The following is a 23,490-nucleotide window of genomic DNA, read 5'->3' on the forward strand; positions in this document are numbered from 1 at the left end:
GAGTGGGAGGAGTACTTCACCGTGGCGCATTGGGACCAGCGCGGCGCGGGAAGGACCTACGCCCTCAACCCGCCGGACACGGTGAGGCCCACGATGACGGTGGACCGCATGGTGGCGGACGCGGAGGAGGTGGCCGCGTACCTGCGCAAGACGTACGGCAGGAAGCGCATCGTGCTCGTGGGGCACAGTTGGGGCACGGTGCTGGGCGTGAAGCTCGCGCGGCTGCACCCGGACTGGTTCGACGCGTACGTGGGCATCGGGCAGGGGGTGGACATGCCCAGGAACGAGGCCCTGGGCTACGCGGCCACGCTCGCGGCGGCGAAGGCGGACGGCAACAAGAAGGCCCTCGCGGACCTGGAGTCCATCGCCCCGTTCCCGGACCCGAAGGACCCCGCGCGCACGCTGGCCAACCTGCACAAGGAGCGCCGCTGGCTCATGCACTATGAGACCCACGGCTGGCGCGCGCCGGACTGGCACGGCGCGCAGGTGTGGCGCTACAGCCCGGACGTCACCGACAAGGACATGGACGCGCGCGACGAGGGCCTGGACCTGAGCCTCGCCGCCTTCTGGGCGCCCATCACCCAGCTCAACCTCACGAAGGAGAACCGCTTCGCCGTGCCCGTCGTCTTCTTCCACGGCCGGCACGACCGCACCACGTCCGCGCAGTTGTTGGACGCGTGGTTCGCCACCGTTCAGGCGCCGTCCAAGAAGCTCGTCTGGTTCGAGGACTCCGCCCACATGGTGCACGAGGAGGAGCCCGGCAAGGTGCTCGTGCACCTGGTGAACGACGTGCTCCCGCTCACGCGCGGGAAGTAGTTGCAGAAGAGAAAGGCGGAACCCGGGCCCCTTTGGAAACTCCCGGGTTCCGCCCTGTCCTTCACGCCGAGGAAGATGCCGTGAAGGACCGCCGAGCAGCTCTCAAGCCTTCTGGGGTGCCTCCGGGATGCCCGGAGGCACCGTGCCCGCCACGCCCGTGGGCACCGTCACCGGGGGCGGCGTCACCGCGGCGCCCACGTGCATGCGGTGCTCCACCTCCGCGAACCGCGCCGCGGCCTCCGTCTCCGGCGCCAGCAGCGACACCACCCAGCCCACGACGAAGGACAGCGGGAGCGTGACGATGCCCGGGTTCTTCAGCGGGAAGAGGGCGGTCGCGTTGCCGAGCAACTCCACCTGCACCGTGGGCGACAGGAAGATGAGCAGCACCGCGCTCATGGAACCGGTGAGCATGCTGGCCACCGCGCCCCGGGTGGTGAAGCCCCTCCACAACATGGACAGGAGCAGCGCGGGGAAGTTCGCGCTCGCCGCGATGGCGAACGCCAGCCCCACCATGAAAGCCACGTTCTGGTTCTTGAAGAGGACGCCCAGGAGGATGGCGAGGATGCCCAGCGCCAGGCTGGCGATGCGCGCCACCTTGAGCTGCTCCGCCTCTGGCGCGTGTCCCTTGCGCACCACGCTGGACCACAGGTCGTGGGACAGCGCCGCCGCGCCCGACAGCGTCAGGCCCGCCACCACCGCGAGGATGGTGGCGAAGGACACCGCGGAGATGAAGCCCAGGAAGCCCGTGCCGCCCACGACTTCCGCCAGCATGGGCGCCGCCATGTTGCCGCCCTTGTCCACGCTCACGATGGCCTGACGCCCCACCAGCACGGACGCGCCGAAGCCCAGGATGAACGTCACCAGGTAGAAGAAGCCGATGAGGCCCGTGGCGTAGAACACGCTGGTGCGCGCCGCCTTCGCGTTGGGCACCGTGTAGAAGCGCATCAGGATGTGCGGCAGGCCCGCCGTGCCGAACATCAGCGCCAGCCCCAGGGAGATTGTCTCCAGCGGGTTGGACACCAGCTTGCCCGGCGCCAGCGCCTCCGGCCCGTAGCGGTTCACCGCCTCGCTGAAGAGCGCCGCCGGGCTGAAGCCGAACCGCCACAGCACCGACACCGCCAGCGCCGTCGCGCCGCCCAGCAGCAGCACCGCCTTCACGATTTGCACCCACGTGGTGGCGATCATCCCGCCGAACAGCACGTAGAGGATCATCACCGCGCCCACGATGACGACGGCCGTCTCATAGGAGAGGCCGAACAGCAGGCGGATGAGGTTGCCCGCGCCCACCATCTGGGCAATCAGGTAGAAGACGACCACGGTGAGCGTGCCCACCGCGGCGGACAGCCGCACCGGGGTCTGCTTCAGGCGGTAGGCCACCACGTCCGCGAAGGTGTACTTGCCCAGGTTTCGCAGGGGCTCCGCGATGAGGAAGGTCACCACGGGCCAGCCCACCAGCCAGCCCACGGAGTAGATGAGCCCGTCGAAGCCGGACGTGGCCACGAGCCCCGCGATGCCCAGGAAGCTGGCGGCGCTCATGAAGTCGCCCGCCAGCGCGAAGCCGTTCTGTCCCGCGCTGATGCCGCCGCCGGCGGCGAAGAACTCCGACGTCGTCTTCGTCTTGCGCGCCGCCCAGTAGGTGATGGCCAGCGTGATGCTGACGAAGAGGAGGAAGAAGACGATGGCCGTGGTGTTGGGCTGGCCAAGCTGCGTGCCCGGGGTCGTGGGGTTCATGGGGGCCTTTCAGCGGCGCAGCTCGTCGAGGGCGCTGTCGTAATGGCGGTTGGCCCAGGTCATGTAGATGCCGGTCAGCACCCACGCGAGGAGGATGGTGAGCGCCCCCAGCACGATGCCGACGGACAGCCCCGGCATGAACGGGTGCCCCATCAGCGGCCGGTTGAAGGCCACCAGCAGGATGAAGCCCAGGTAGGCCACCAGCATCGTCACCGTGAGCGCGCCCGCCACGCGCCAGCGCCGCGCGGCGAGCGCCTTCAACGCCTCGTCCTTGGAATTGCCGTACATCGGTGTTCCTCCTTGCGAAGCGTGAAAGGGACCGGTTCTCAGTGGCGGGGGGCGGGCGGCAGGCCCTTGGTGAGCAGCTCATCCAACACGGCGGGGTCCGCGAGCGTGCTCGCGTCACCCAGGTTCTCCGTCTCACCTCCGGCGATCTTCCGGAGCATGCGGCGGAGAATCTTCCCGGAGCGCGTCTTGGGCAGGCCCGACACCAGCACCACCCGGTCCGGCGTGGCGATGGGGCCAATCACGTGCCGCACCTGCTCGCGCAGGCTGCCCACCATCTTCTCGTCCGGGGTGCGCACGAAGTCCGGCTTCACCGTGACGAAGGCGCACACGCCCGTGCCCTTCAGCTCGTGCGGGAAGCCCACCACGGCGGCCTCGGCGACGGCCTCGTGCGCGACGAGCGCGCTCTCCACCTCCGCGGTGCCCAGGCGGTGGCCGGACACGTTGAGCACGTCGTCCACGCGGCCGGTAATCCAGTAGTAGCCGTCCTCGTCGCGGCGGCAGCCGTCGCCGGTGAAGTACAGCGGCAGGAAGCGCGCGTAGTACGTCTCCACGAAGCGCGAGTGGTGCCCGTACAGCGTGCGCGCCTGGCCCGGCCACGAGCGCGCGAGGCACAGGTTGCCGCTGACGCCGTTGCCCGTGAGCTTCCGGCCCTCTTCGTCCACCAGCACCGGCTCCACGCCGAAGAAGGGCAGGGTGGCGCTGCCGGGCTTGCAGGGCGTGGCGCCCGGCAGCGGGGCGATGAGGATGCCGCCCGTCTCCGTCTGCCACCAGGTGTCCACCACCGGGCAGCGGCCCTCGCCCACCACGTCGTGGAACCAGCGCCAGACCTCCGGGTTGATGGGCTCGCCCACGCTGCCCAACAGGCGCAGTGACTCGCGGGACGACTTCGTGACGAACCCGTCGCCCTCCTTGATGAGCGAGCGCAGCGCGGTGGGCGCGGTGTAGAGCGTGGTGGCCTTCAGGTCGTCCACCACCTGCCACAGGCGGCCCGCGTCCGGCCACGTGGGGGTGGACTCGAAGAGGACCGTGGTGGTGCCGGTGCTGAGCGGGCCGTAGACGAGATACGAGTGGCCCGTCACCCAGCCCACGTCCGCGGTGCAGAAGTGCACGTCGTCCGGCTGCGTGTCGAAGATGTAGCGGAACGTGGTGTTCGCGTAGACCAGGTAGCCGGCCGTCGTATGCAGCACGCCCTTGGGCTTCCCGGTGGAGCCGGAGGTGTAGAGGATGAAGAGCGGGTCCTCCGCGTCCATCCACTCCGCGGGGCAGACGCCGCGCTGCTTCTGCGCCTCCACGTCCAGCCAGTGGTCGCGCCCCTGGCGCATGGGCACCTCCCGGGGCGTGCGGCGCGCGACGAGCACGGACGTCACCTGGGACAGGCCCTCCAGGGCCTCGTCGGTGATGGCCTTGGTGGCCACGCTCTTGGGGCCGCGCGGGCCCTCGTTGGCGGTGATGACCACCTTCGCGCCGGAGTCCAGCACGCGCTCGCGCAGCGAGTCCGCGGAGAAGCCCGCGAACACCACCGAGTGCACCGCGCCGATGCGCGCGCACGCCAGCAGCGAGTACACCAGCTCCGGGATCATGGGCAGGTAGACGATGACGCGGTCACCCTTCCGCACGCCGTGCGCCTTGAGCACGTTGGCCAGGCGGTTCACGTGGTGGGCCAAGTCGCGGAAGGTGATGGTCTCGTACTCGCCGGGCGTGTTCTTCGCCCAGAGGAGGGCGGCCTTGTCCGGGCGGGCCTTCGCGTGGCGGTCCACGCAGTTGACCGTCACGTTGAGCTTGCCGCCCACGAACCAGGCGAAGTCGGCGGCCTGCTCGTTCACCTCGCGGATGGACTCCGGCGGGTGGAACCAGGTGAGCTGCCGGGCCTGCTCGCCCCAGAAGGCGTCCGGGGCCTCCAGGCTCTGGCGGTAGAGGCGCTGGTACTCCTCCAGGCTCTTCACGTGCGCGGTACGGCGGAAGGCTTCCTTGGGCTGGACGAGCGAATCCGTGTCGGTGGCCATGGGGGCGTCCTCAGTAGAAGAGCTGGAGCTGGGCGGTGCCGGTGATGCCCGTGCTCGCGTGGGCGAGGTCTCCCGCGCGCGACACGGCCACCTCCGTCTTCAGGTTGAAGGTGTGCTTCTGGAACCAGAGGTTGAGGCCGGGCTTGAACGTGAGCAGGTCCGTCGCCGCCACGCGCCCGTTGAAGTACTCGCTGCTGAAGACGGGCTCGACGATGCCGATGCGGTAGCCCAGCTCCACGAAGAAGCCGGTGCCGCTGCGCACGTTGTCGAAGCCCTGCTGCCAGGAGAAGACGTTGCTCTGGAAGACGAACTCCTGGTCGTCCCCCACGGGGATGTCCAGGAACACGTCCGCCGCCAGGGCCACCGCGGAGTGGATGCCGGAGGCGGTGGCGATGGCGCCGTACTGGTAGTCACCGCCCACGCCGAAGGACAGCAGGGGCTGGTCCGTGAAGTAGATGCCGCGCAGGAACAGGTCGTACTCGTGGCCCCAGACGTTGTAGCGGGCGTGGCCCACGACGCGCGGCAGGTCGTCCGCGTTGACCGTCTGGCCGTTCTCCAGCTTCGCGCCCTCCACGCCGTTGAGGATTGCGGCGCGGTACGTCCAGGGGCCCGCGAAGCCGCGCACCTGCACGCCCATGTCGCGCCACACCTTGCCCACGCCTGGCGGGTAGCGGATGAGGTCGGAGTGGTAGTCCACCGTCTGGAGCGCGATGGCGCCCTGCAGCGCGTGGTGTGACAGCGGCGCGAGGATGAAGCCCGCCTCCACCCACGTCTTGTCGGCGAACTCGTACGCGACCGTGGCGTCCTGGATGAAGAAGGCGACGCTGTAGTCGCCGTTCTTGCCGAAGTTCGGCTGGTCCGTGTCGATGAAGAACGACAGCTTCTTCGTGATGTTGCCGAAGAGGAGCAGCCGCACGCGGCGCAGGAAGAAGTCCGTCCCCACGCCGCCCGTGGGCGCGCCGTCCTTCACGAGCTGCATCTGCGGATGCAGCAGCACGTCCACGTTGAGGACCGCGTCCTCGCCCAGTTGGATCTTCCCCGCCGCCGCCGGCAGCGCGCTCAGCAGGGCCGTGAGCACCAACAACCGCGACAGGGCATGGAGGACGGGGCGCATGGGTCCCCATCCCCTGAGCAACGCCCGTTCCACCCGCGTGCGCTCCGGGTTTCAGGACCTTGGAGGTTGGCTCGCCGCGTCAGGATGTGGCGGAAGGTGACAGGGCGTTACCCCCCGTAACGATTCGTGCAGCGCGTCGTAACACCCGCTCGGGGGCTCGGGTGCTGCGTCAGGCGCGGGTGCGGGGGATGCCCAGGCGCTGGCGCTTCTCCCAGAGCGTCTTGCGGCTGATGCCCAGCCGGCGCGCGAGCTCCGTCTCGCCCATGCGCTCCTGGTGCTCCAGCACGAAGCGGCGGAAGTACTCCTCCATGGAGTCCGGCGACCGGGGGTCCTCGCTGGCCGGGACGGGCGGGAAGTCCAGCTCCTCCAACGCGGGGGGATTTCCTTCCGCGCCCGGGCCGCCCGGCGACTCCAGCGCCAGCAGGTCGGCGGTGATGAGCGGCCCGTCCGCGAGGATGACCGCGCGCTCGATGGCGTTCTCCAGCTCGCGCACGTTGCCCGGCCACGGGTGCTGCGCGATGGCCGCCAGCGCGTCCGGGGACAGGGACGCGGGCGGGCGCCCGATGCGGCGGCTGGCCCGCTCCAGCAGGTGCTTCGCCAGCGCGGGGACGTCCTCACCGCGCTCGCGCAGGGGCGGCAGGCGGATCTCGATGACGCGCAGCCGGAAGTAGAGGTCCTGGCGGAAGAGCCCCTCCTGCACGCGGCGGGGCAGGTCGCGGTGCGTGGCCGCGAGGATGCGCACGTCCACCTTGCGCGAGCGCGTGGCGCCCACCCGCCGCACCTCGCCGTCCTGGAGCATGCGCAACAGGCGCGCCTGCGCGGGCGCGGGCAGCTCTCCAATCTCATCCAGGAAGAGCGTGCCGCCGTGCGCGGCCTCCACCAGCCCCGCGTGCGCGGCCTGCGCGCCGGTGAAGGCGCCCTTCTCATGGCCGAACAGCTCGCTCTCCAGGAGGCCTTCGGGAATGGCGGCGCAGTTGACCGCGATGAGGGGCCCTTCCGCGCGCGGGCTCTGCGCGTGGACGGCGCGGGCCACCAGCTCCTTGCCGGTGCCGGACTCGCCCAGCACCAGCACGGTGGCGGCGGAGGGGGCCACCTTGCGCACGCGCTCGAACACGTCGCGCATGGCGGGGGAGCTGCCCACCATCCCGCCGGGGGACCAGGTCTGCTCCACCTCGCGCTTGAGGGCGGCGTTCTGGCGGGTGAGGCGGCCCTCGCGCAGCACGCGCTCCACCTGGAGCAGCAGCTCGTCGTGGTCGAAGGGCTTCGCGATGTAGTCCACCGCGCCCAGCTTCATCGCGTCCACGGCGGACTTCACCGTGGCGAAGCTGGTCATGATGAGCACCGGCACGCCCGGACACAGCGCGATGATGTCCGTGCCCGGCGGCCCGGGCAGGCGCAGGTCGGAGATGACCAGGTCGAAGGCGTCCAGCGCGTGCTCGGCCGCGGCCTCCGGCACGGCGCCCGCTTCCGCCACGTCATGGCCCGCGCGGGTGAGCAGCCTTCGCAGCTCCGTGCGGATGATGGGCTCGTCCTCGATGACCAGGATGCGGCTCAAGCGGAGGCCTCCTGCTTCAGCGCGTCCGCGCGGGGCAGGCTGAGCGTCACGCGGGTGCCGCCGCCCTGGCGGGCCTCGATGCGCAGCGCGCCGCCGTGCTCGCGCACGATGCCCTCCACCAGCGGGAGCCCCAGGCCGGTGCCTTCGCCGGGCTGCTTGGTGGTGAAGAACGGCTCGAAGATGCGTTGCGACAGCTCCGGGGCGATGCCGTGCCCCCGGTCCTCCACCTGGATGCGCACCTGGTCTCCGGAAGCTTCCGCCATCAGGTCCACGCGCGAGCCCGCGGGCGACGCGTCGATGGCGTTGGTCAAGAGGTTCACCAGCACCTGCTCCAGCCGCTGCGCGTCGCCGCGCACCTCCAGCCCGTCCGGGCTCTGGTGCGTGCACGCCACGTCGCGCGCCTTGCGCGACAGCCGGGCCAACTGCGCGGCCTCCGCGAGCAGCGGGCCCACCGCCACGCGCGTGAAGGGCCGGGACTCGCCGCCGACCGTGCCCGCGTGGCCGAAGCCCACGAGCGCCCGGACGATGGCGTCGATGCGGCGGCACTGCTGGAGGATGAGCCCCACGCGCTCGCGCACGGCCTCCGGGTCCTCCAACTCGTACTTGAGGTTCTGGCTGATGCTGGCGATGGCGGTGAGCGGGTTGCCAATCTCATGCGCCACGCCCGCGGCCACCCGGCCCAGCGACGCCAGCCGGTCCTGGTGCGCGAGCCGCGCGTCCACCGCCTTGCGCTCCGTCCAGTCCTCCACCAGGAACGTGATGCCCGCCTCCTGGCCGCTGGCGTCGTCCGGGGGCGCCAGCCGCGAGCGGTGCAGGCGCAGCGAGCGCTGCTTGCCGTTCACCGTCACGCGCGCCTCGTCGTCACCGCCCGGGGCCCGCGCGAGCTCCGCGAACAGCGGCCCCCAGGGCTCCGGCAGGCGCGCGAGCGGCAGGCCCCGCGCGGAGTCCATGGGCACGCCCGACAGCGCCTCCAGCGCGGCGTTCCAGAGGACGACCTCTCCGTCCGGGCCCATGGCGCAGACCCCCAGCGGCAGGTCCTCCAGGATGCGGTAGAGGTAGCGGCGCACGACCTCCAGCTCGCGCAGGGGGCCGCGCATGTCGCGCGCGTCGCGCAGCCGCTCCTCCACGAAGCGCAGTTGATCCGCCAGGGCCGTGCGCGCGCCGGGGTCCAGCCGCAGCGCCTCGCCCACCGCGAGCCGCGCCAGCACCGGGCCGATGAGGCCGGAGAGGTTGCGCTCCACGCCGTCGCGCAGGCGGCGCAGCTCCGCGGGCCGGCGCTCGTCGGGGGGCAGGCCCAGCGCCTCGCGCGCGCGGTCCACCTCCGCGGCGGCCACCTGCGCGCCCAGCACGGGCTCCAACTGCCGGCGGAACTCGTCCGGCGAACTGGCCGCCACGCTGCCCTCCGCGAGCCCCGGCGCCTCGCGCGTGCACACCCGCGCGGCCGCCTGCTCCTCCGCGGACTGGCGCGTGACGAGCGACACCGCCACGAAGCACAGCGCGTTGAGGGCCAGCGAGGTGAAGGTGGCGAAGCCCCAGGGCTCCTCCGCGCCGAAGCCCAGCTTCACGGAGAGCTGGTTGGTCCACGCCACCAGCGAGGGCGGCTCCCACAGCGGGGCCAGCAGCGTGAGGGCCCAGGTCGTGCCGCCCGCGAGGAGCCCCGCGAGCAGCCCCGCGCGCGTGGCCTTGGGCCACGTCAGGAGCCCCAGCACGCCCGGCGCGAACTGCGCGGTGGCCACGAAGGACACGAGCCCCAGGTCCGCGAGCCCCGTCGTCCGCGTGTCCAGCAGCCGGTAGAAGCCGTAGCCCGCCAGGATGATGGCGGCGATGAGCACGCGCCGGGCCCAGAGCAGCCACCCGTAGAGGTCCTCCCGGCCGCGCGCGGTGCCCAGCGGCAGCACCAGGTGCGTCAGGCACATGGGCGCGAGCGCGAGCGTGGTGACGATGACCATGGCGCTCGCCGCGGACACGCCGCCCAGGAAGGCGATGAGCGCCAGCAGCGGGGCGCCCTTCGTGATGGGCACGGAGAGGACGTGGAAGTCCGCGGGCCAGGGCAGGCCCAGCGCCTCTCCGGACCACAGCAGCACGGGCACCGCCGCGTTGATGAGCAGCATGAGCAGCGGGAAGGCCCACGCGACGGTGGCCAGCCCGTCGCGCTCGGGCGCCTCCGTGAAGGCCACGTGGTACTGCCGGGGCGTGAGGAACGCGGCGATGGTGGAGAGCACCAGCAGCGGCGCCCAGGACGCGTCGCGCGCGGGGCGCTGGAGGGCCTCCACCGCCTCCGGGTGGAGCGTGAGCCAGTCATCGAGCCCGCCCAGTCCTCCGAAGACGGACACCACGCACCAGCCCGCGACGATGAGCAGCGCCAGCAGCTTCACGCCGGACTCGAAGGCGATGGCCAGCATCAGCCCCTCGTGCCGCTCGCGCGGGGCGGGGTGGCGGGCGCCGAAGAGGAGCGAGAAGACGATGAGCACGCCGCAGAAGCCGGGCCCCACCAGCGCCGGGGCCGCCGCGGGGCTCACGAGGCGCGCGGACTCCACGACGGCGCGAATCTGGAGTGCCAGGTAGGGCAGGCTGCCGGCCAGCGCGAACAGCGTCACCGCCGTGCCCGTCACCTGGCCGGGGTAGCGGAAGGCGAGCAGGTCCGCGAGCGAGGTGAGCTGCTGCTCGCGCGTCAGCCGCAGCAGCGGACGCCACAGCACGGGGGCGAGCAGGCACGCGAGCGTGAGGCCCAGGTAGATGCCCAGGTAGCGGAAGCCATGGCGGGCCGCGTAGCCCACGCTGCCGAAGTAGGACCAGGACGTGGCGTACACGCCCAGGGCCAGCGCGTACGTCAGCGGGTGCTGGGTGATGCGCGGGGAGATGCGGCCCTGCTCCGCCGCGTAGGCCACCAGGAACAGCACGCCCAGGTAGGCCACGGAGGCGATGACGAGCGGGCCGGGCCCCAGCGTCATGGGCGCGGGCTCCGGTGCGCCACCCACCCGCCCAGGGCGATGACGCCCAGCCACACGACGAAGGGAAGCGAAGCGGGGGCCCCTTCCGCGAGCCACAGCCGGCGCAGCGGCGAGCCGAACAGCAGCACCGCCACGGCGAACACCAGCAGCGACGGCATGGCGGGAGGGTCCGCGGGGGGCCGCGACATGGCGTGAAGGATAGCAGCCCCGGCCGGGCGCGAGGGGCGCCGTGATAAGCCGGCGGGCCATGGCTCCCCCGGACGTGCCCCCGTTCTCCGAACTGCCCCAGTTCACGCTCGACCGCGAATCGCTGCGCCTGCTCCCGGAGTCCTTCTGCCGCCGCCTGGGCGTCGCGGTGATGGGCAAGGTGGACACGGGCAACGACACGGAGGCCGTAACGGTGGCGATGCTGGACCCGGCGGACGAGTCCGTGCGCTACCGCATCGCGGACTTCCTGCGCCGCCCGGTGCGGCCCGTGCGGCTCAACCGCTACGAGATCGACTCCGCGCTGGAGGTGGGCTTCGGCGCGGGGGCGCACGCGTCCGTGGACGTGGTGCTGAAGGCCGGCACGGCGCTGTCCCCGCGGCCCACGGCGGTGGAGCTGGTGAACCACGTGCTCGCGGTGGCGGTGGCGCAGGGCGCGTCCGACATCCACCTGGAGAGCTACACGGACGACGTGGACCTGCGCTACCGCGTCGACGGCATCCTCCACCAGACGTACACGGACATCTCCCCGGACTCGCTGCCGGAGGTGGTGAGCCGCATCAAGGTGATGGCGGGGCTGGACATCGCGGAGAAGCGGCGGCCCCAGGACGGCCGCCTGCGGGCGCTCTACGAAGGGGAGGCGGGGCGCAGGTTCGTGGACTTCCGCGTGAGCGTGGTGCCCTCGCCCGCGGGCGAGGACGTGGTCATCCGCCTGCTCGACGCCTCCGTGGGCCTGGTGCCGGTGGAGACGTTGGGGATGACGCCGGAGCTGCAGGCCACGGTGCTGCGGCTTTTGGGCAACCCGGAGGGGCTGGTGCTGGTGACGGGCCCCACCGGCAGCGGCAAGACGACGACGCTGTACGCGGCGCTGGCGCGGCTCAACGACGGGCGCAAGAAGATCATCACCGCGGAGGACCCGATTGAGTACGTGGTCCCCAAGGTGAACCAGAAGCAGGTGTCGCCGCAGATGCCGCACCTGACGCTGCTGCGCGCGCTCTTGCGGCAGGACCCCAACGTGATGCTGGTGGGGGAGATCCGCGACCTGGAGACGGGCAGCACCGCGCTGATGGCGGCGTCCACGGGGCACGTGGTGCTGGGCACGCTGCACACGGCGGACGCCATTGGCGCGGTGAGCCGCCTGCGCGGGTTGAAGCTGGAGGATGGCGACATCGCGGAGGCGCTGCTCGCGGTGCTGGCGCAGCGGCTGGTGCGGCGCGTCTGTCCGGAGTGCTCCGTGCCCACCACGCCCACGGCGGATCAACTGGCGCTGCTGGGGCCGCTCCTGGACGGCGTGCAGCCCCGGGCGGGGCAGGGCTGCGAGGCGTGCCGCCACACCGGCTTCAAGGGGCGCGTGGGCCTCTTCGAGCTGCTGGTGGTGGACCCGGAGCTCCAGTGGCTCATCGCCACCGGGGCGCCGGGCGTCCAGTTGCGCCGGCACGCCCGGGCACGGGGCTTCCGCACGCTGGTGGAGGACGCGCTGGCGAAGGTGGCGGCCGGGGTCACCACGCTGCACGAGCTGACGCGCGTGGTGCCCTACCGCTACATCCTCACGGCTCGGGAGGAGCGTCAGGCCCCGGGGGCAGCATCACGGTGAAGGTCGAGCCCTCGCCGAGGGTGCTGCGCACCTGCACGATGCCGCCGTGGGCCTCGATGATCTGCTGGGTGATGAACAGGCCCAGCCCCAGCCCGCCGTAGTTGCGCTCGGAGACGGCGCGCACGAAGCGCTCGAAGACGCGCGCCTGATCCTCGAGCGGGATGCCGATGCCCTCGTCCTTCACGCTCAGCACGGCCAGCCCGGCGTCCATGCGCACGCGCAGGTGGATGGGCTTTCCCGCGCCGTACTTGAGCGCGTTGGTGAGCAGGTTGGTGACGACCTGATCCAACCGGGCCCGGTCCCAGTGGCCCGGGATGGGCGTGGCGGCCTCCAGCGTGACGGCGCAGCCGACCTGGGCGGACTGGGGCGCGTAGCGGGTCACCACCTCCCGCGCGAGCGAGGCCAGGTCCATGGGCGCCCGGTCCAGCCGCAACTGGCCCATGCTGATGCGCGACACGTCGAGCAGGTCCTCGATGAGGTCGGACAGCTTGCGCACCTGGCGGCGGGCCACCTCCAGGTCGCGGGCGATGCGCTCCACGGGCAGGGTGGCGGAAGGGTGGTTCTCCACGGTGCGCAGGAGCGCCGTGAGCTTGAGCTGGAGCGGGGTGAGCGGCGTCTTCAGCTCGTGCGAGGCGACGGAGAGGAACTCGTCGCGGGCGCGCACGGCGTCGCGGAGCAGCTCCAGCTCGCGCCGCTCCTGGGTCTGCTTGCGCTGGGTGATGTCGCGCGTCACCTTGGCGAAGCCCCGGAGCTTGCCTGACGGGTCGTGCAGCGCGGTGATGACGACGCTGGCCCAGAAGAGGCTGCCGTCCTTGCGGACGCGCCACGCCTCCTCCTCGAAGTGGCCCTCCCGGGTGGCCACCTGGAGGGCGTACCAGGGCTTGCCCCGGGCCACGTCCTCCGGGGGGAAGAAGCGGCTGAAGTGCTGGCCGATGATCTCCTCGGCCTTGTACTGCTTGAAGCGCTCGGCGCCGGCGTTCCAGGTGGACACGCGGCCCTCCGCGTCGAGCATGTAGATGGCGTAGTCCTGGATGTGCTCGACGAGCAGGCGGAAGCGCTCCTCGCTCTGCAGGAGCTGCTCCTGGGCGAGCTTGCGCTCGGTGAAGTCGCGCGTCACCTGGCCGTAGCCCACGAGCTGGCCCTGCGCGTCGCGCATCGCGGTGAGGACGCTGTTGGCCCAGAAGAGGGTGCCGTCCTTGCGGACGCGCCAGCCCTCCTCCTCGAAGCGGCCCTCGCGGTTGACGACCTCCAGGTCCAACTGGGGCTTGCCGCGGGCGATGTCCTCGGGCGGGTAGAAGCGGCTGAAGTGCTGGCCGAGGATCTCCGTGGCCTCGTAGCCCTTGATGCGTTCGGCGCCGGTGTTCCAGCTCATGATGTCGCCGGCCGGGTCCAGCGTCAGGATGGCGTAGTCCTTCACGCTGTCGATGAACAGGCGCAGTTGCGCGCCCATGTCACGAGCGGCGTGGGGGGTCGCGTAGGCGATGTCGCCACCGCTGGCGGACGAGGGAGGCTGGCTGTCGTCCAGGGGACTTCTCATAGACCCTTCAGCGTAATGCACTGGGAGGGGGCTTCGGTGAGGAACGACAGCGGGCATCCATCCACCAGCCAACCCTGCAGGGAGACCGTGCTTGCTGGCAGGGCGGAAGCTCACACCCTGCGTGGAGAACGCGTCGGTTTCTGGGGTGCCGCATGGATCCCAGGTCCCATGCGCGGGCCGGGTGCCGGCGCGGCGTGCGGCCGGCCCGGCTAGGGCTTGCGGTGCTCGTAGCTCAGGAAGACGACGCCGCAGTCGAGCGTGCGCGTGCCTGTGTGGCGCAGCCGGTGGGGCGCGAAGCCTGCTTCGACGAGCCGGATGCCCTGGCCCACGATGACGGGGTTGACCTTGATGATGAACGCGTCGATTTCGGGGAGCAGCTCGGCCGCGAGCGCGCCGCCGCCGCACAGCCAGATGCCCAGGCCGTCGCGGGCCTTGAGTTCGCGCACGGTGGCGAGCGGCGTGCGGGAGAGCTTGACGCCGGGGTCGAGGCTCTTCGTGAGGGTGCGGGAGAAGACGTAGTGTTCGAGGTGCGGGTACGCGTTGGTGACGCCCGCGTCCAGGCCGACCTGATAGGTGTTGCGGCCCTCCAGCACGGTGTCGAAGTGCCTGCCCGGGCCGGTGATGCCCTTGAAGGCGCGGTAGCCGGCGGGGAGCGTCTCCGGGTACTCGGCGGCGATGGCGTCGAAGTAGTCCTGCTCCGTGCTGAAGTAGTCGTACGCGCCGGTGGGCGAGGCGATGAAGCCGTCGAGCGAGGTGGCGACGTAATAGGTCAGTTTCCGCATGGGCGTGCTTCCTCCTGTCGCCAGGGCTTAGCACCGGGTGGGCGGACGCACCTGTTAGAAAGGCGGCGCGGGTTGTCTGTATGGCAATCCCGCGGGAGGCGGTGCCATGCGGATCCCCTGGTTGCTGGGAGGAATGGTGGTGGGTTCGGTCCTGACGCTGATCGCCGGGGCCGTGCTGTGGCTGCGTGACACGGGGCCCACGCGAGCAGGGATTGAAGTGCGCGTGGAGAACCGCACCGGCCAGGCCGTGCGAGAGGTGCGCATCGAGCACGACCACGGCCAGGTCATCTACCGCGCGATGGGCAAGGGGGACGTTGTGGCCCTGACCTATCCCGTCCGGGGTGAGTCGTCCTACCGCCTCATCGCCGTGCTGGAGGACGGGAGGGAGCTGCGAGGCGGCGCGGGCTACATCGAGCGCGGGGCGCGGACGTGGGAGGTGCTGGAGCCGGAGCGGGTGGTCTCGTCGGATCCGTAAGCCGTGGAGGGCGCATGAAGCTCTGGGCCATGGCCCTGCTGCTGTGGCTGACGGCGGGCTGCGCGACGACGCGCGTGGTGAACCTGGACACGGGGCGGGGCAGGCCCATCGCGTATGCGCCGGTGGAAACGAAGCCGGTCCGGATTGACGAGGAGGCGTTCAAGGACGCGGTCACGCGGCTCGTGCTGGAGCTGAGGCTGGACGTCGCGGTCCGGGAGGAAGGCCGGCGCTCCCTGCTCGCGTCGGCGGGAGGCATCGTCGCGGGCGCTCAAGGCCGGCAGGTGCTCCGCTTGAGCGATGACTTCCCCCTGGACCCGATGGCGCGGCGGAGCATGGCGCTCTCCTTCGCGCTCGATACGGTCTGGGAAGGAGTGGCGGACGCGGTGGAGGAGTTGATGGACCCCGCCGCGCTGCGGACCCTGGTCACGGCGATGATCGGCACCGCGATGTTGATGCTGGTCGCACCCGAGCCCGTCTCCAAGCTGGTCGCGGTGGTTTTGACGGCATCGCTCATCGCGTATCTGGGTACGGGGCCCGTGTGGAACCTGGGACAGGCGTTCTTGCGGCTCATGGACGAGTCACGGGAGGCCAGGGACAAGGCTGCGCTCCGGGATGCGGGGCATCGCTTCGGGCGCGTATTGGGGGCCAACGGAGCCCGGGTGCTGGTCATCGTCGCGATGACGGCGCTCGGTGGCAGGAACGCGATGGCGGCGCAGGGGCCTCGGATGCCGGGCTTCCCGCCGGCGGCGCTGAGGGCGGAGGTGGAGGGCGGTTTCCAGCTGTCGCGGGCGCTGGCCGGCGAGGTCCAGTCCATCTCCATGTCGTCAGCGGGAGTGCTCAACATCACGCTGGCGCCCACCGCCGTGGCGGCCGTCGCCATGGGGCCTGGAGGCGGGGGGATTCAGGGGGACCCGGAGGGAGATGTTCATCACATCTGCACGGACAAGAACGAGGTGTCGGAGCAGTCAGGTGGTCCCTGGACGCCCATCTTCGAACCGTTCTTCGAGCAGGCGGGAATGAGCCTCAATGACCCCGCGAACCTGGTGCGGATCAACGGGCACCGAGGGCCGCATCCTGCGGAGTACCATAAAGCGGTGCGCGTCCGAATCGACGAAGCCATGTTGGGCTGCCGGGGTGTCGCGCAGTGCCGGGCCGCATTGGTGGAGGTCCTGACGGCCATCGCGAACGAACTGACGACTGCGGGTACACGCATGCGCAAGCTCATCACCAGGAATCCCGATGCTTGACTCGATGGAACGACGTTTCTTCGAATTGGATATCGATGTGTATGTACCGGGGCGTTGGTACTTCAAAACATCGACCCATGCTGACGGGCGGCCATTGGATGACCCCTGGGTGTTCACACGCGGGGCGCCCATCCCCGACCCAGGACCGCTGCGGGTGCCGCTCTCCCGTCCTGGGAAACCCCTGGACTACACCTCCGCTGGCGTAGGAATTACGCCTATCCTCAGCACTCGGACGGCTGATGTGTTCCGCACCCTGGCCCCCACCGATGTGCAGCTCTTTCCAGTGCAGGTCGAAGGACAGGTCGAGCCCTATTTTCTCCTGGTCGCGGCGCGCACGGTCCGATGCGTCGATGAGGCCGCGAGTGAAGAGTTCAAGCTCTGGACTCCTGAAGACGGGCAGCCCGAGAAGGTCGGCGGATACAAGTACGTCGCCGGGCTGCGCATCGACAAAACAAAGGTTGCTGACGAGCGCGTGTTCCGCCCGTGGGGACTTCGCTCCGCGCTTATCGTCGATGGAGAACTCAAGGCCGCCCTGGAACAGACCGGCATCGTGGGAGGACAGTTCGTCGAAGTGTAGAACCCTTGCCCATGGAACTTCGTGCCGCTGTCCTCCTGGGCCTGCTGTGCCTCCTGCCCCTCCCGAGCACCGCACGTCCCCGGTCCAGTGACCTGGGCATTCCCTTCGGAGGACAGCCGGGGGCGCTCAATGCCATCACCGACGTGAAGGGCGTGGAAGTGGGCCACGTCACGCTGAACACCGGCGCGCAGGTGCGGACCGGCGTCACCGCCGTGCTGCCCCGGGGCCGCGAGGCCGTGGCTCGGCCTGTCTTCGCGGCCACCCATGCTCTCAACGGCAGTGGTGAGATGACCGGCACCCATTGGGTGAAGGAGTCCGGTCTGCTCTCCGGCCCCGTGATGATCAGCGACACCCACGCCGTGGGCGCCGTGCACGAGGGCGTCATCGCCTGGGCCCAGAAGCGCGACCTCACCTGGGAGCTGGGCCTGCCCGTCGTCGCGGAGACCTGGGACGGCTTCCTGCACGACATCGATGGCTTCCACGTCCGCCCCCTGCACGCGATGCAGGCGCTCGACGCCGCGCGCCCCGGCCCCGTCCCGGAGGGCTCCGTGGGCGGCGGCACCGGCATGATCTGCCATGGCTTCAAGGGCGGCATCGGCACCGCCTCCCGCAAGCTCCCGGCGGAGCAGGGCGGCTACACCCTCGGCGTGCTCGTGCAGTGCAACTACGGCAGCCGCCGCCTCTTCTCCGTCGCGGGCGCTCCCGTGGGCGAGGAGATTGCCGACCTGCGCTCCTGCTACTTCGGAGACGCGCCGCCCAAGGGGCCCTACCGCGCCAACCTGCCGCCCTGCTCGCGGCGCGCCAGCGCCGGTCCGCCGCCTCCGGAGGGCATGGGCTCCATCATCGTCGTGGTGGCCACCGACGCGCCGCTCCTGCCGCACCAGCTCGACCGCGTGGCCCGGCGGGTACCGCTCGCGCTCGGGAAGATGGGCAGCCTGGGGGAGAACGCCTCCGGCGACCTCTTCCTCGCGTTCTCCACCCAGCCCGTGAGCCCCACGGAGGTCGCTCCGGTCGCCATGCTCGACAACGAGCGGATGACCCCGCTCTTCGAAGCCACCGTGCAGGCCACCCAGGAGGCCATCCTCAACTCGATGCTCGCCTCCGACACGATGACCGGCTTCCAGAGCGTCCGCGTCCACGGCCTGCCACCCGAGCGGCTGGTGAAGGCCCTGCGGAAGTACGGGCGCCTGCCGCCGGCCCCGAAACCCACGAAGTGACAGCCCGTCCACCCGTGCTTCCCGCGCTCCATCCGCTGCGCCATGCTGCGCCGCCAGACGCAAAACAAGGGGACGCGGAATGGAGACGGACGCCTACGGACCGCCGAAGGACGAGCACGAACTGGCCGCCATCGCGGACATCATCACGCAGGCGTTCGCCATGCCGCTCGCGGACTCCGAGACCGTGGTGCGCAAGAACTTCTCCGAGTCCTCGCTGCGCATCCTGCGCGTGAACGGTGATGTGGCCGCCACGCTCACCCTCATCCGCATGGGGCAGTTCCTGGGGGGCCGCTCCGTCCCCCTCATCGGCGTGGGCGGCGTGGGCGTCGCTCCCTCGCACCGGGGCGCCGGCGCCGCCACGCGCCTCTTCCACCACTTCCTGCGCGAGATGCGCGACGAAGGCGCCCCCCTCTCCGTCCTCTACCCCGCGACCCAGCCGCTCTACCGGCGCGTGGGCTACGAGGTCTCCGGCGCGCGCTACGAAATCCACGTCGAGGCGGCCTCGCTGGAGCTGGGCGAACGCTCGCTGTCCCTGCGCCCCCTGCGCCCGTCCGACGACGCGGCGGTGGAGGCGTGCTACCGGCGCTTCGCCGCCCAACACCACGGCTGGCTGGACCGGGGCGACTACATCTGGCGGCGCGTGCGCACGCCCCGCGGCGACACCGCCTACGGCTACGTCGTGGAGGGCGCGTCCGGTGTGGAGGGCTACGTGTACCTCGTGCGGAGCCTCTCGCCCCAGGGCGCCGTGCCCACGCAGGTCGTCAAGCTCACGGACCTCGTCGCCACCACGCCCGCCGCCGCGCGACGGCTCCTGCGCTTCCTGGGCGACCACCGCTCGCTGGCGCGGGACGTGATGTGGTTCGGCGGCGCGGACGAGCCGCTCCTCGCGCTGCTGCGCGAACAGACCTACCAGGTGAAGCTGTCCATGCACTGGATGACGCGCATCCTGGATGTCACCAGGGCCCTGGAGGCACGCGACTTCGCGCCCGGCCTGTCCGGCGCGCTCCACCTGGACGTGGAGGACGACCTCCTCCCGGAGAACACCGGGCGCTTCGTGCTGGAGGTGGAGGGCGGCGCCGCCCGCGTCCGGCCCGGCGGCGAGGGCCGCCTCAAGCTGCACGTGCGCGCCCTGGCCCCGCTCTACACCGGCTTCCTCACGCCCCAGGCGCTCCAACTCGCCGGCATGCTGACCGGGGACGACGCGTCGCTCGGCACCGCCAGCGCCCTGTTCTCCGGCCCCGCCCCCTCGCTGCGCGACATGTTCTGACGCGACAGGCGCGGGCTACCCGGCCCCCGCCGGGAGTGGTAGGAGCGGCGTCCTCGGACGGAGGAGGCTTCACACGTGCGCGCGTTCGTCACCGGTGGCTCGGGGTTCGTCGGGAAGCACCTGCTCGCGGCGCTCGCGAAGCGCGGGGAACCGGCGCGCGCGCTGGCCCGCTCGCCAGAGGCCGCGCAGGCCATCCAGGCCGCGGGCGGCGAGCCGTGGGAGGGCGACCTCACCGACCCGGAGCGCCTGCGCCTGGGCATGGAGGGCTGTGACACCGTCTTCCACGCCGCCGCGCACGTGAAGATGTCCGGCCCCCGCGCGGCCTTCTATGAAACCAACGTGCGCGGCACGGAGGCCGTGCTGGAGGCGGCGCGCGCGGCCGGCGTGAAGCGCTTCGTGCACGTGAGCACGGAGGCCGTGCTCGTGGACGGCGGCCCCATGGTGAACCTCCACGAAACGCACCCGCTGCCCGAGCGCCCCGTGGGCCCGTACCCGTCCACCAAGGGACAGGCGGAGCGGCTCGTGCTCCAGGTCAACTCGCCGGAGTTCACCACCGTCGTGGTGCGCCCCCGCCTGGTCTGGGGGCCGGGGGACACCACCGTGCTGCCCACGCTGGTCGCCGCGGTGAAGTCCAAGCGCTTCCGCTGGATTGGGGGCGGGCACTACCTGACGTCCACCTGCCACGTGGCCAACGTCGTGGAGGGCCTGCTGCTGGCCGCGGAGAAGGGGCAGGGCGGTCAGGCGTACTTCCTCACCGACGGCCCGCCCGTGGAGTTCCGCGCCTTCGTCACCGCGCTCCTCAAGACGCAGGGCGTGGAGCCCGGCGACAAGACCCTGCCCACCGCGCTGGCCGCGACGGTGGCCGTGGTCAGCGACTTCGTCTGGGACCTGCTGGGCCTCAAGAGCGCGCCGCCCCTGTCCCGCACGGAGCTGCTGCTCGCGGGGCAGGAGGTGACGGTGAGCGACGAGAAGGCCCGGCTGGAGCTGGGCTACACGGGCAGCGTGTCGCGCGACGAGGGGCTGCGCGCACTGGCCGCGAAGGTGGAGTAACCTCCGCGTCCATGCGCAGGTTCGAGTTCGTCGACGGCAACAGCTCCAAGTTCTGGATGCCCGAGGTGCAGGGCGCCACCTTCATCGTCACCTACGGCCGCATCGGCACCGCGGGACAGCGCAAGGAGAAGGCCTTCCCGGACGAGGAGGCCGCCCTGCGCGAGTACAACAAGAAGGTCGCGGAGAAGGTCCGCGAGGGCTACGCCGAGGTGAGCAGCGGCGAGGTCCCGCCCGCGCCGCCCCCGAAGGCCGCCGCCCCGCCGCCTCCCGCGCTCGTGCTGCCGCGCCGCGTGGCCCCCGCCACGCCCGGTCCGGAGGCCGTGAGCGCCGCCGCGTCCGCGCTCGCGCTGCTCCAGTCGAAGCTCAAGGGGCCCAGTTGGAAGGTGACGCGGCTGGCGCGCAAGGCCCGCCACGCGCTGCGCGCCCTGGGCGGCGTGGACCCCGCGGCGCACCCCGCCCTGGCCGCCCCCTTCGCCGCGCTGATGGCGCACGTGGTGGGGCCCAAGGCGGAAGGGCGCCTGCCGCTGCGCCACGCGCTGGGGCTCCTGTCCCAGGTGGACGTGGCCGCCTTCCAGCGCGCGGCGGAGATGTGGAAGGCCGCGCCCGCGGGCTCGGTGCCGCCGGGCGTGGCCGCCGCGCGGACGCTCCACGACCCGGAGCTGGCGCTGCGCGTGACGGCGCTCCTCGCCGAGCGCCCCGACCTGCGCGACGGCTCCGAGGACGCCTGGACGAAGCGCTGGGCCACGCTCAAGCCGCACGTGGAGGCCCACCTGTCCGGCGCGGGCCAGTCGCTCGCCGCCTTCGTGGGCGGCGTGGACGCGGGCGGCGACGCGCACCTGTCCAAGCGGCTCGCCCGGCTGGGAGCGTGACGGCGAAGGCCCGCGCGTCACGCCCCTGTCTACGGGGCGCTGCCCGCCGCGCTGCCGCCCCCGGACGCGGCGGCCTTCTGGAGCGTGGCGGCCGTGGGCTCTCGGTCCATCTCCTCTTCCGGGTAGGCCTGCGCCGCGTCCAGGTACTTCTTCGCCTGCACCCGGCGGCGCTCCCACTTGGACAGCCCCTCCGGGGACAGCAGCGTGGGCTCCCCGCCGCCGGACTTCTCCACGACGTGGCCGTCGCAGAAGAACCACTCCGTGCGCCCGTCCGGCGACACGCGCGCGAAGAAGAGGTCCGGCTGGCCCACCTTGGAGGGCTTCGGGCACCACGTGTCGCGCGCCTTCGCCTCCCGCTCCGCGCCCTGCTCACGCCACTGCTTCTGCGCCTCGCGCAGCGCCGCGGCCGCTTGAATCCGGGGCCCCAGCTCCATCCGCTCCCGAGTCTCCGTCAAGAGCTCCCCGCCGCGCCGGGCCAGGTCCGGGAACGCGCCGGTGCTCCGGAAGTCGCAGGCCTTCAGGGCCCGGAGGTTGTTCTCGTGCACCTTCAGCACCGGAGGCAGCGTGCGCAGGCCCTCCTCCAGCAGCGCCAGGTGCTTCGCGTGCTCCAGCGCCTTCGGGTCCAGGGCCTGGTCCGTCTCCTTGACGAAGCGGGCCAGCAGGCCGTTCACCGCGGTCAGCTCGTCCTGGAACCAGCGCGGCTCCGCGTCGCAGGGGCTCGCCTTCGACCCCGTGTAGTCCCGGTACTCCGCCCGGGACATGCCCAGCGCGTAGCGCTGGATGGGCGGGGCCTGCTTCGCCGCGCAGCCCCCGAACACCGCTCCCAGTCCCAGGAGCGCGATGCTTCGTGCCAGTGTCGTCATCCGGTCCATTCTGCCAGTCCTATGAGGACAAACAAACCGGCGGAGCGGTCCCTGGACGGGGAGCGGGCGGGGGAGGGGCCGTGAGTGACAGGGTTGTGACAAAAGCACCGCCGGGCTTTCGGGGACCGCGACCCGGGGTACGAGGGGGGACATGAAGCCCCGGGTCCTCCTCCTCATTGGCGTGCTGGCCGCCCTGCTGGGGGTGTTCTACCTGCTGGCGGCCCCGGTGGCGCCCCGCCAGGGGACGCCGGAGCCGGAGCCCACCGTGCTGCCGTCGCGGCGGCGGGTGACGGACATCACGTTCCTCTACAGCACGGAGAAGCGCGCGTGGGTGGAGGCGGCGCTCGCGGAGTTCGAGCGGACGCATCCGCGGGTGCGGGTGACGCTGGTGGGGCGGGGCTCGCTGGAGGCGGCGCAGGCCATCCTGGAAGGACGGGAGAAGCCCACGGTGTGGAGCCCGGCGGACAGCGCGGAGCTGCGCATGCTCGCGGCGGACTGGGCGACGGACGCCTCGCACGGGCCGCTGTTCGCCACGCAGGGAGACGCGGTTCCGCATCCGCTGGTGCTGACGCCGCTGGTGTTCGTGGGCTGGCAGGACCGGATGGAGGTGTTGCGCAAGGCGGGCGGTGGCGCGGCCCTGTCGTGGAAGACGCTCCAGCGCGCGGTGGCGAGCGACCGGGGCTGGCCCGCGGTGGGCGGCCCGCCGGAGTGGGGCTTCGTGAAGCTGGGCCACACGGACCCCCGCAAGTCCAACTCCGGCCTGCAGGCGCTCCTGTCCGCGACGCTGGAGTACCTGGGCCGGCGCGAGGGCGTGAGGGAAGGGGACCTGTTGGATCCGGGCTATCAGGCGTGGCTCCAGGGACTGGAGCGGGGCGTGACGCGCTTCGAGCCGTCCTCGGGCACGTTCATGACGGACCTGGTGCGCTACGGGCCGTCCCGCTACGACCTGGCGCTGGTGTACGAGAGCCTGGCCATCGCGCAGTTGGAACATGCCCAGGGCCGGTGGGGGCCGCTGCGGGTGGACTATCCGCCGGTGACGCTGTGGAGCGACCACCCGGCGGCGGTGCTCCAGGCGGACTGGGTGACGCCCGAGCAGCGCGAGGCGGCGCTGGAGTGGGTGGCCTTCCTGCGCAGCCCGGCGGTGCAGGCCCGGGCGCTGGCGTTCGGCTTCCGGCCGGCGGACCCCTCCGTGCCGCTGAGGACGCCGGACGCGAGCAACCCCTTCACGCGGCTGGCGGCGCACGGCATCCGGTTGGACGTGCCGCCCGCGGCGGACGTGCCGGACGCCTCCGTGCTGCGCACGCTGTTGGATTTGTGGACGCGCATGGGCGTGGGGCGCTGAAGGCCGCC

The 23,490-nt window shown here is 71.6% G+C and carries 20 protein-coding genes; 10 read left to right on the forward strand and 10 right to left on the reverse strand.

Annotated elements, in window-relative coordinates:
- The first annotated feature begins 21 nt into the window (after window positions 1-21).
- Window positions 22-816 (forward strand): alpha/beta fold hydrolase, encoded by a 795-nt coding sequence (locus K8612_RS00870; protein ID WP_223740098.1) that lies wholly within the window; start codon window positions 22-24, stop codon window positions 814-816.
- A gap of 102 nt (window positions 817-918) precedes the next feature.
- On the opposite strand, the gene K8612_RS00875 is transcribed toward K8612_RS00870, so the two are convergent.
- The 7 genes from K8612_RS00875 to K8612_RS00905 all read right to left on the reverse strand — a co-directional run bounded on the left by K8612_RS00875 (window position 919) and on the right by K8612_RS00905 (window position 10,646).
- Window positions 919-2,547, reverse strand: a complete 1,629-nt coding sequence (locus tag K8612_RS00875) for a sodium/solute symporter (protein WP_223760939.1) — start codon at window positions 2,545-2,547, stop codon at window positions 919-921.
- A 9-nt stretch (window positions 2,548-2,556) separates the two neighbouring features.
- The gene (locus K8612_RS00880; protein WP_223740096.1) at window positions 2,557-2,835 is read right to left on the reverse strand and encodes a DUF485 domain-containing protein; all 279 of its coding nucleotides are present in this window, start codon (window positions 2,833-2,835) and stop codon (window positions 2,557-2,559) included.
- Between the two features lie 38 nt (window positions 2,836-2,873).
- Window positions 2,874-4,838, reverse strand: a complete 1,965-nt coding sequence (acs, locus tag K8612_RS00885; protein WP_223760940.1) for an acetate--CoA ligase — start codon at window positions 4,836-4,838, stop codon at window positions 2,874-2,876.
- A gap of 10 nt (window positions 4,839-4,848) precedes the next feature.
- Window positions 4,849-5,952, reverse strand: a complete 1,104-nt coding sequence (locus K8612_RS00890; RefSeq protein ID WP_223760941.1) for a porin — start codon at window positions 5,950-5,952, stop codon at window positions 4,849-4,851.
- A gap of 169 nt (window positions 5,953-6,121) precedes the next feature.
- Window positions 6,122-7,507 (reverse strand): sigma-54 dependent transcriptional regulator, encoded by a 1,386-nt coding sequence (locus K8612_RS00895; protein ID WP_223740093.1) that lies wholly within the window; start codon window positions 7,505-7,507, stop codon window positions 6,122-6,124.
- On the reverse strand, window positions 7,504-10,458 hold the full coding sequence (locus tag K8612_RS00900) for an ATP-binding protein (protein ID WP_223760942.1): 2,955 nt from the start codon (window positions 10,456-10,458) through the stop codon (window positions 7,504-7,506). The genes K8612_RS00895 and K8612_RS00900 overlap by 4 nt, the downstream gene beginning before the upstream one ends.
- Window positions 10,455-10,646: a hypothetical protein gene (locus K8612_RS00905; RefSeq protein WP_223760943.1), complete on the reverse strand. Its 192-nt coding sequence runs from the start codon at window positions 10,644-10,646 to the stop codon at window positions 10,455-10,457. Before K8612_RS00905 ends, K8612_RS00900 begins: the two co-directional genes overlap by 4 nt.
- A 59-nt stretch (window positions 10,647-10,705) precedes the next feature.
- On the opposite strand from K8612_RS00905, the gene K8612_RS00910 reads away from it, so the two are divergent.
- A complete protein-coding gene (locus K8612_RS00910; RefSeq protein WP_223760944.1) occupies window positions 10,706-12,256 on the forward strand; it encodes a GspE/PulE family protein in 1,551 nt (516 codons plus the stop codon).
- Here the strand turns inward: K8612_RS00910 and K8612_RS00915 are convergent.
- Both K8612_RS00915 and K8612_RS00920 read right to left on the reverse strand, forming a co-directional pair.
- Window positions 12,210-13,793 (reverse strand): PAS domain-containing sensor histidine kinase, encoded by a 1,584-nt coding sequence (locus K8612_RS00915; RefSeq protein WP_223760945.1) that lies wholly within the window; start codon window positions 13,791-13,793, stop codon window positions 12,210-12,212. The two genes, K8612_RS00910 and K8612_RS00915, sit on opposite strands and share 47 nt — an antisense overlap.
- A gap of 209 nt (window positions 13,794-14,002) precedes the next feature.
- Window positions 14,003-14,575, reverse strand: coding sequence for a dihydrofolate reductase family protein (locus K8612_RS00920; RefSeq protein WP_223740088.1), 573 nt, complete (start codon window positions 14,573-14,575; stop codon window positions 14,003-14,005).
- Window positions 14,576-14,681: 106 nt separating this feature from the next.
- Here K8612_RS00920 and K8612_RS00925 point away from each other — a divergent pair, with 106 nt between their 5' ends.
- The 7 genes from K8612_RS00925 to K8612_RS00955 all read left to right on the forward strand — a co-directional run bounded on the left by K8612_RS00925 (window position 14,682) and on the right by K8612_RS00955 (window position 21,277).
- The gene (locus K8612_RS00925) at window positions 14,682-15,050 is read left to right on the forward strand and encodes a hypothetical protein (protein ID WP_223760946.1); all 369 of its coding nucleotides are present in this window, start codon (window positions 14,682-14,684) and stop codon (window positions 15,048-15,050) included.
- Between the two features lie 14 nt (window positions 15,051-15,064).
- The gene (locus tag K8612_RS00930) at window positions 15,065-16,297 is read left to right on the forward strand and encodes an AHH domain-containing protein (RefSeq protein WP_223760947.1); all 1,233 of its coding nucleotides are present in this window, start codon (window positions 15,065-15,067) and stop codon (window positions 16,295-16,297) included.
- Window positions 16,290-16,874, forward strand: coding sequence for an imm11 family protein (locus tag K8612_RS00935; RefSeq protein WP_306799588.1), 585 nt, complete (start codon window positions 16,290-16,292; stop codon window positions 16,872-16,874). Before K8612_RS00930 ends, K8612_RS00935 begins: the two co-directional genes overlap by 8 nt.
- Window positions 16,875-16,885: 11 nt before the next feature.
- A complete protein-coding gene (locus K8612_RS00940) occupies window positions 16,886-18,091 on the forward strand; it encodes a P1 family peptidase (RefSeq protein ID WP_223760948.1) in 1,206 nt (401 codons plus the stop codon).
- A gap of 79 nt (window positions 18,092-18,170) precedes the next feature.
- Window positions 18,171-19,358, forward strand: coding sequence for an enhanced intracellular survival protein Eis (eis, locus tag K8612_RS00945; RefSeq protein ID WP_223760949.1), 1,188 nt, complete (start codon window positions 18,171-18,173; stop codon window positions 19,356-19,358).
- Between the two features lie 75 nt (window positions 19,359-19,433).
- On the forward strand, window positions 19,434-20,408 hold the full coding sequence (locus tag K8612_RS00950) for an NAD-dependent epimerase/dehydratase family protein (RefSeq protein ID WP_223740082.1): 975 nt from the start codon (window positions 19,434-19,436) through the stop codon (window positions 20,406-20,408).
- Between the two features lie 11 nt (window positions 20,409-20,419).
- Window positions 20,420-21,277, forward strand: coding sequence for a WGR domain-containing protein (locus K8612_RS00955; protein ID WP_223760950.1), 858 nt, complete (start codon window positions 20,420-20,422; stop codon window positions 21,275-21,277).
- Window positions 21,278-21,306: 29 nt separating this feature from the next.
- Here K8612_RS00955 and K8612_RS00960 read toward each other — a convergent pair whose 3' ends face one another.
- Window positions 21,307-22,140, reverse strand: coding sequence for a hypothetical protein (locus K8612_RS00960; RefSeq protein ID WP_223740080.1), 834 nt, complete (start codon window positions 22,138-22,140; stop codon window positions 21,307-21,309).
- Between the two features lie 151 nt (window positions 22,141-22,291).
- Here K8612_RS00960 and K8612_RS00965 point away from each other — a divergent pair, with 151 nt between their 5' ends.
- Window positions 22,292-23,482: a substrate-binding domain-containing protein gene (locus K8612_RS00965; RefSeq protein WP_223760951.1), complete on the forward strand. Its 1,191-nt coding sequence runs from the start codon at window positions 22,292-22,294 to the stop codon at window positions 23,480-23,482.
- Window positions 23,483-23,490: the final 8 nt, after the last annotated feature.

This window comes from Corallococcus sp. AS-1-6, assembly GCF_020037015.1.
In the GTDB taxonomy this organism is placed as follows: Bacteria; Myxococcota; Myxococcia; order Myxococcales; family Myxococcaceae; genus Corallococcus.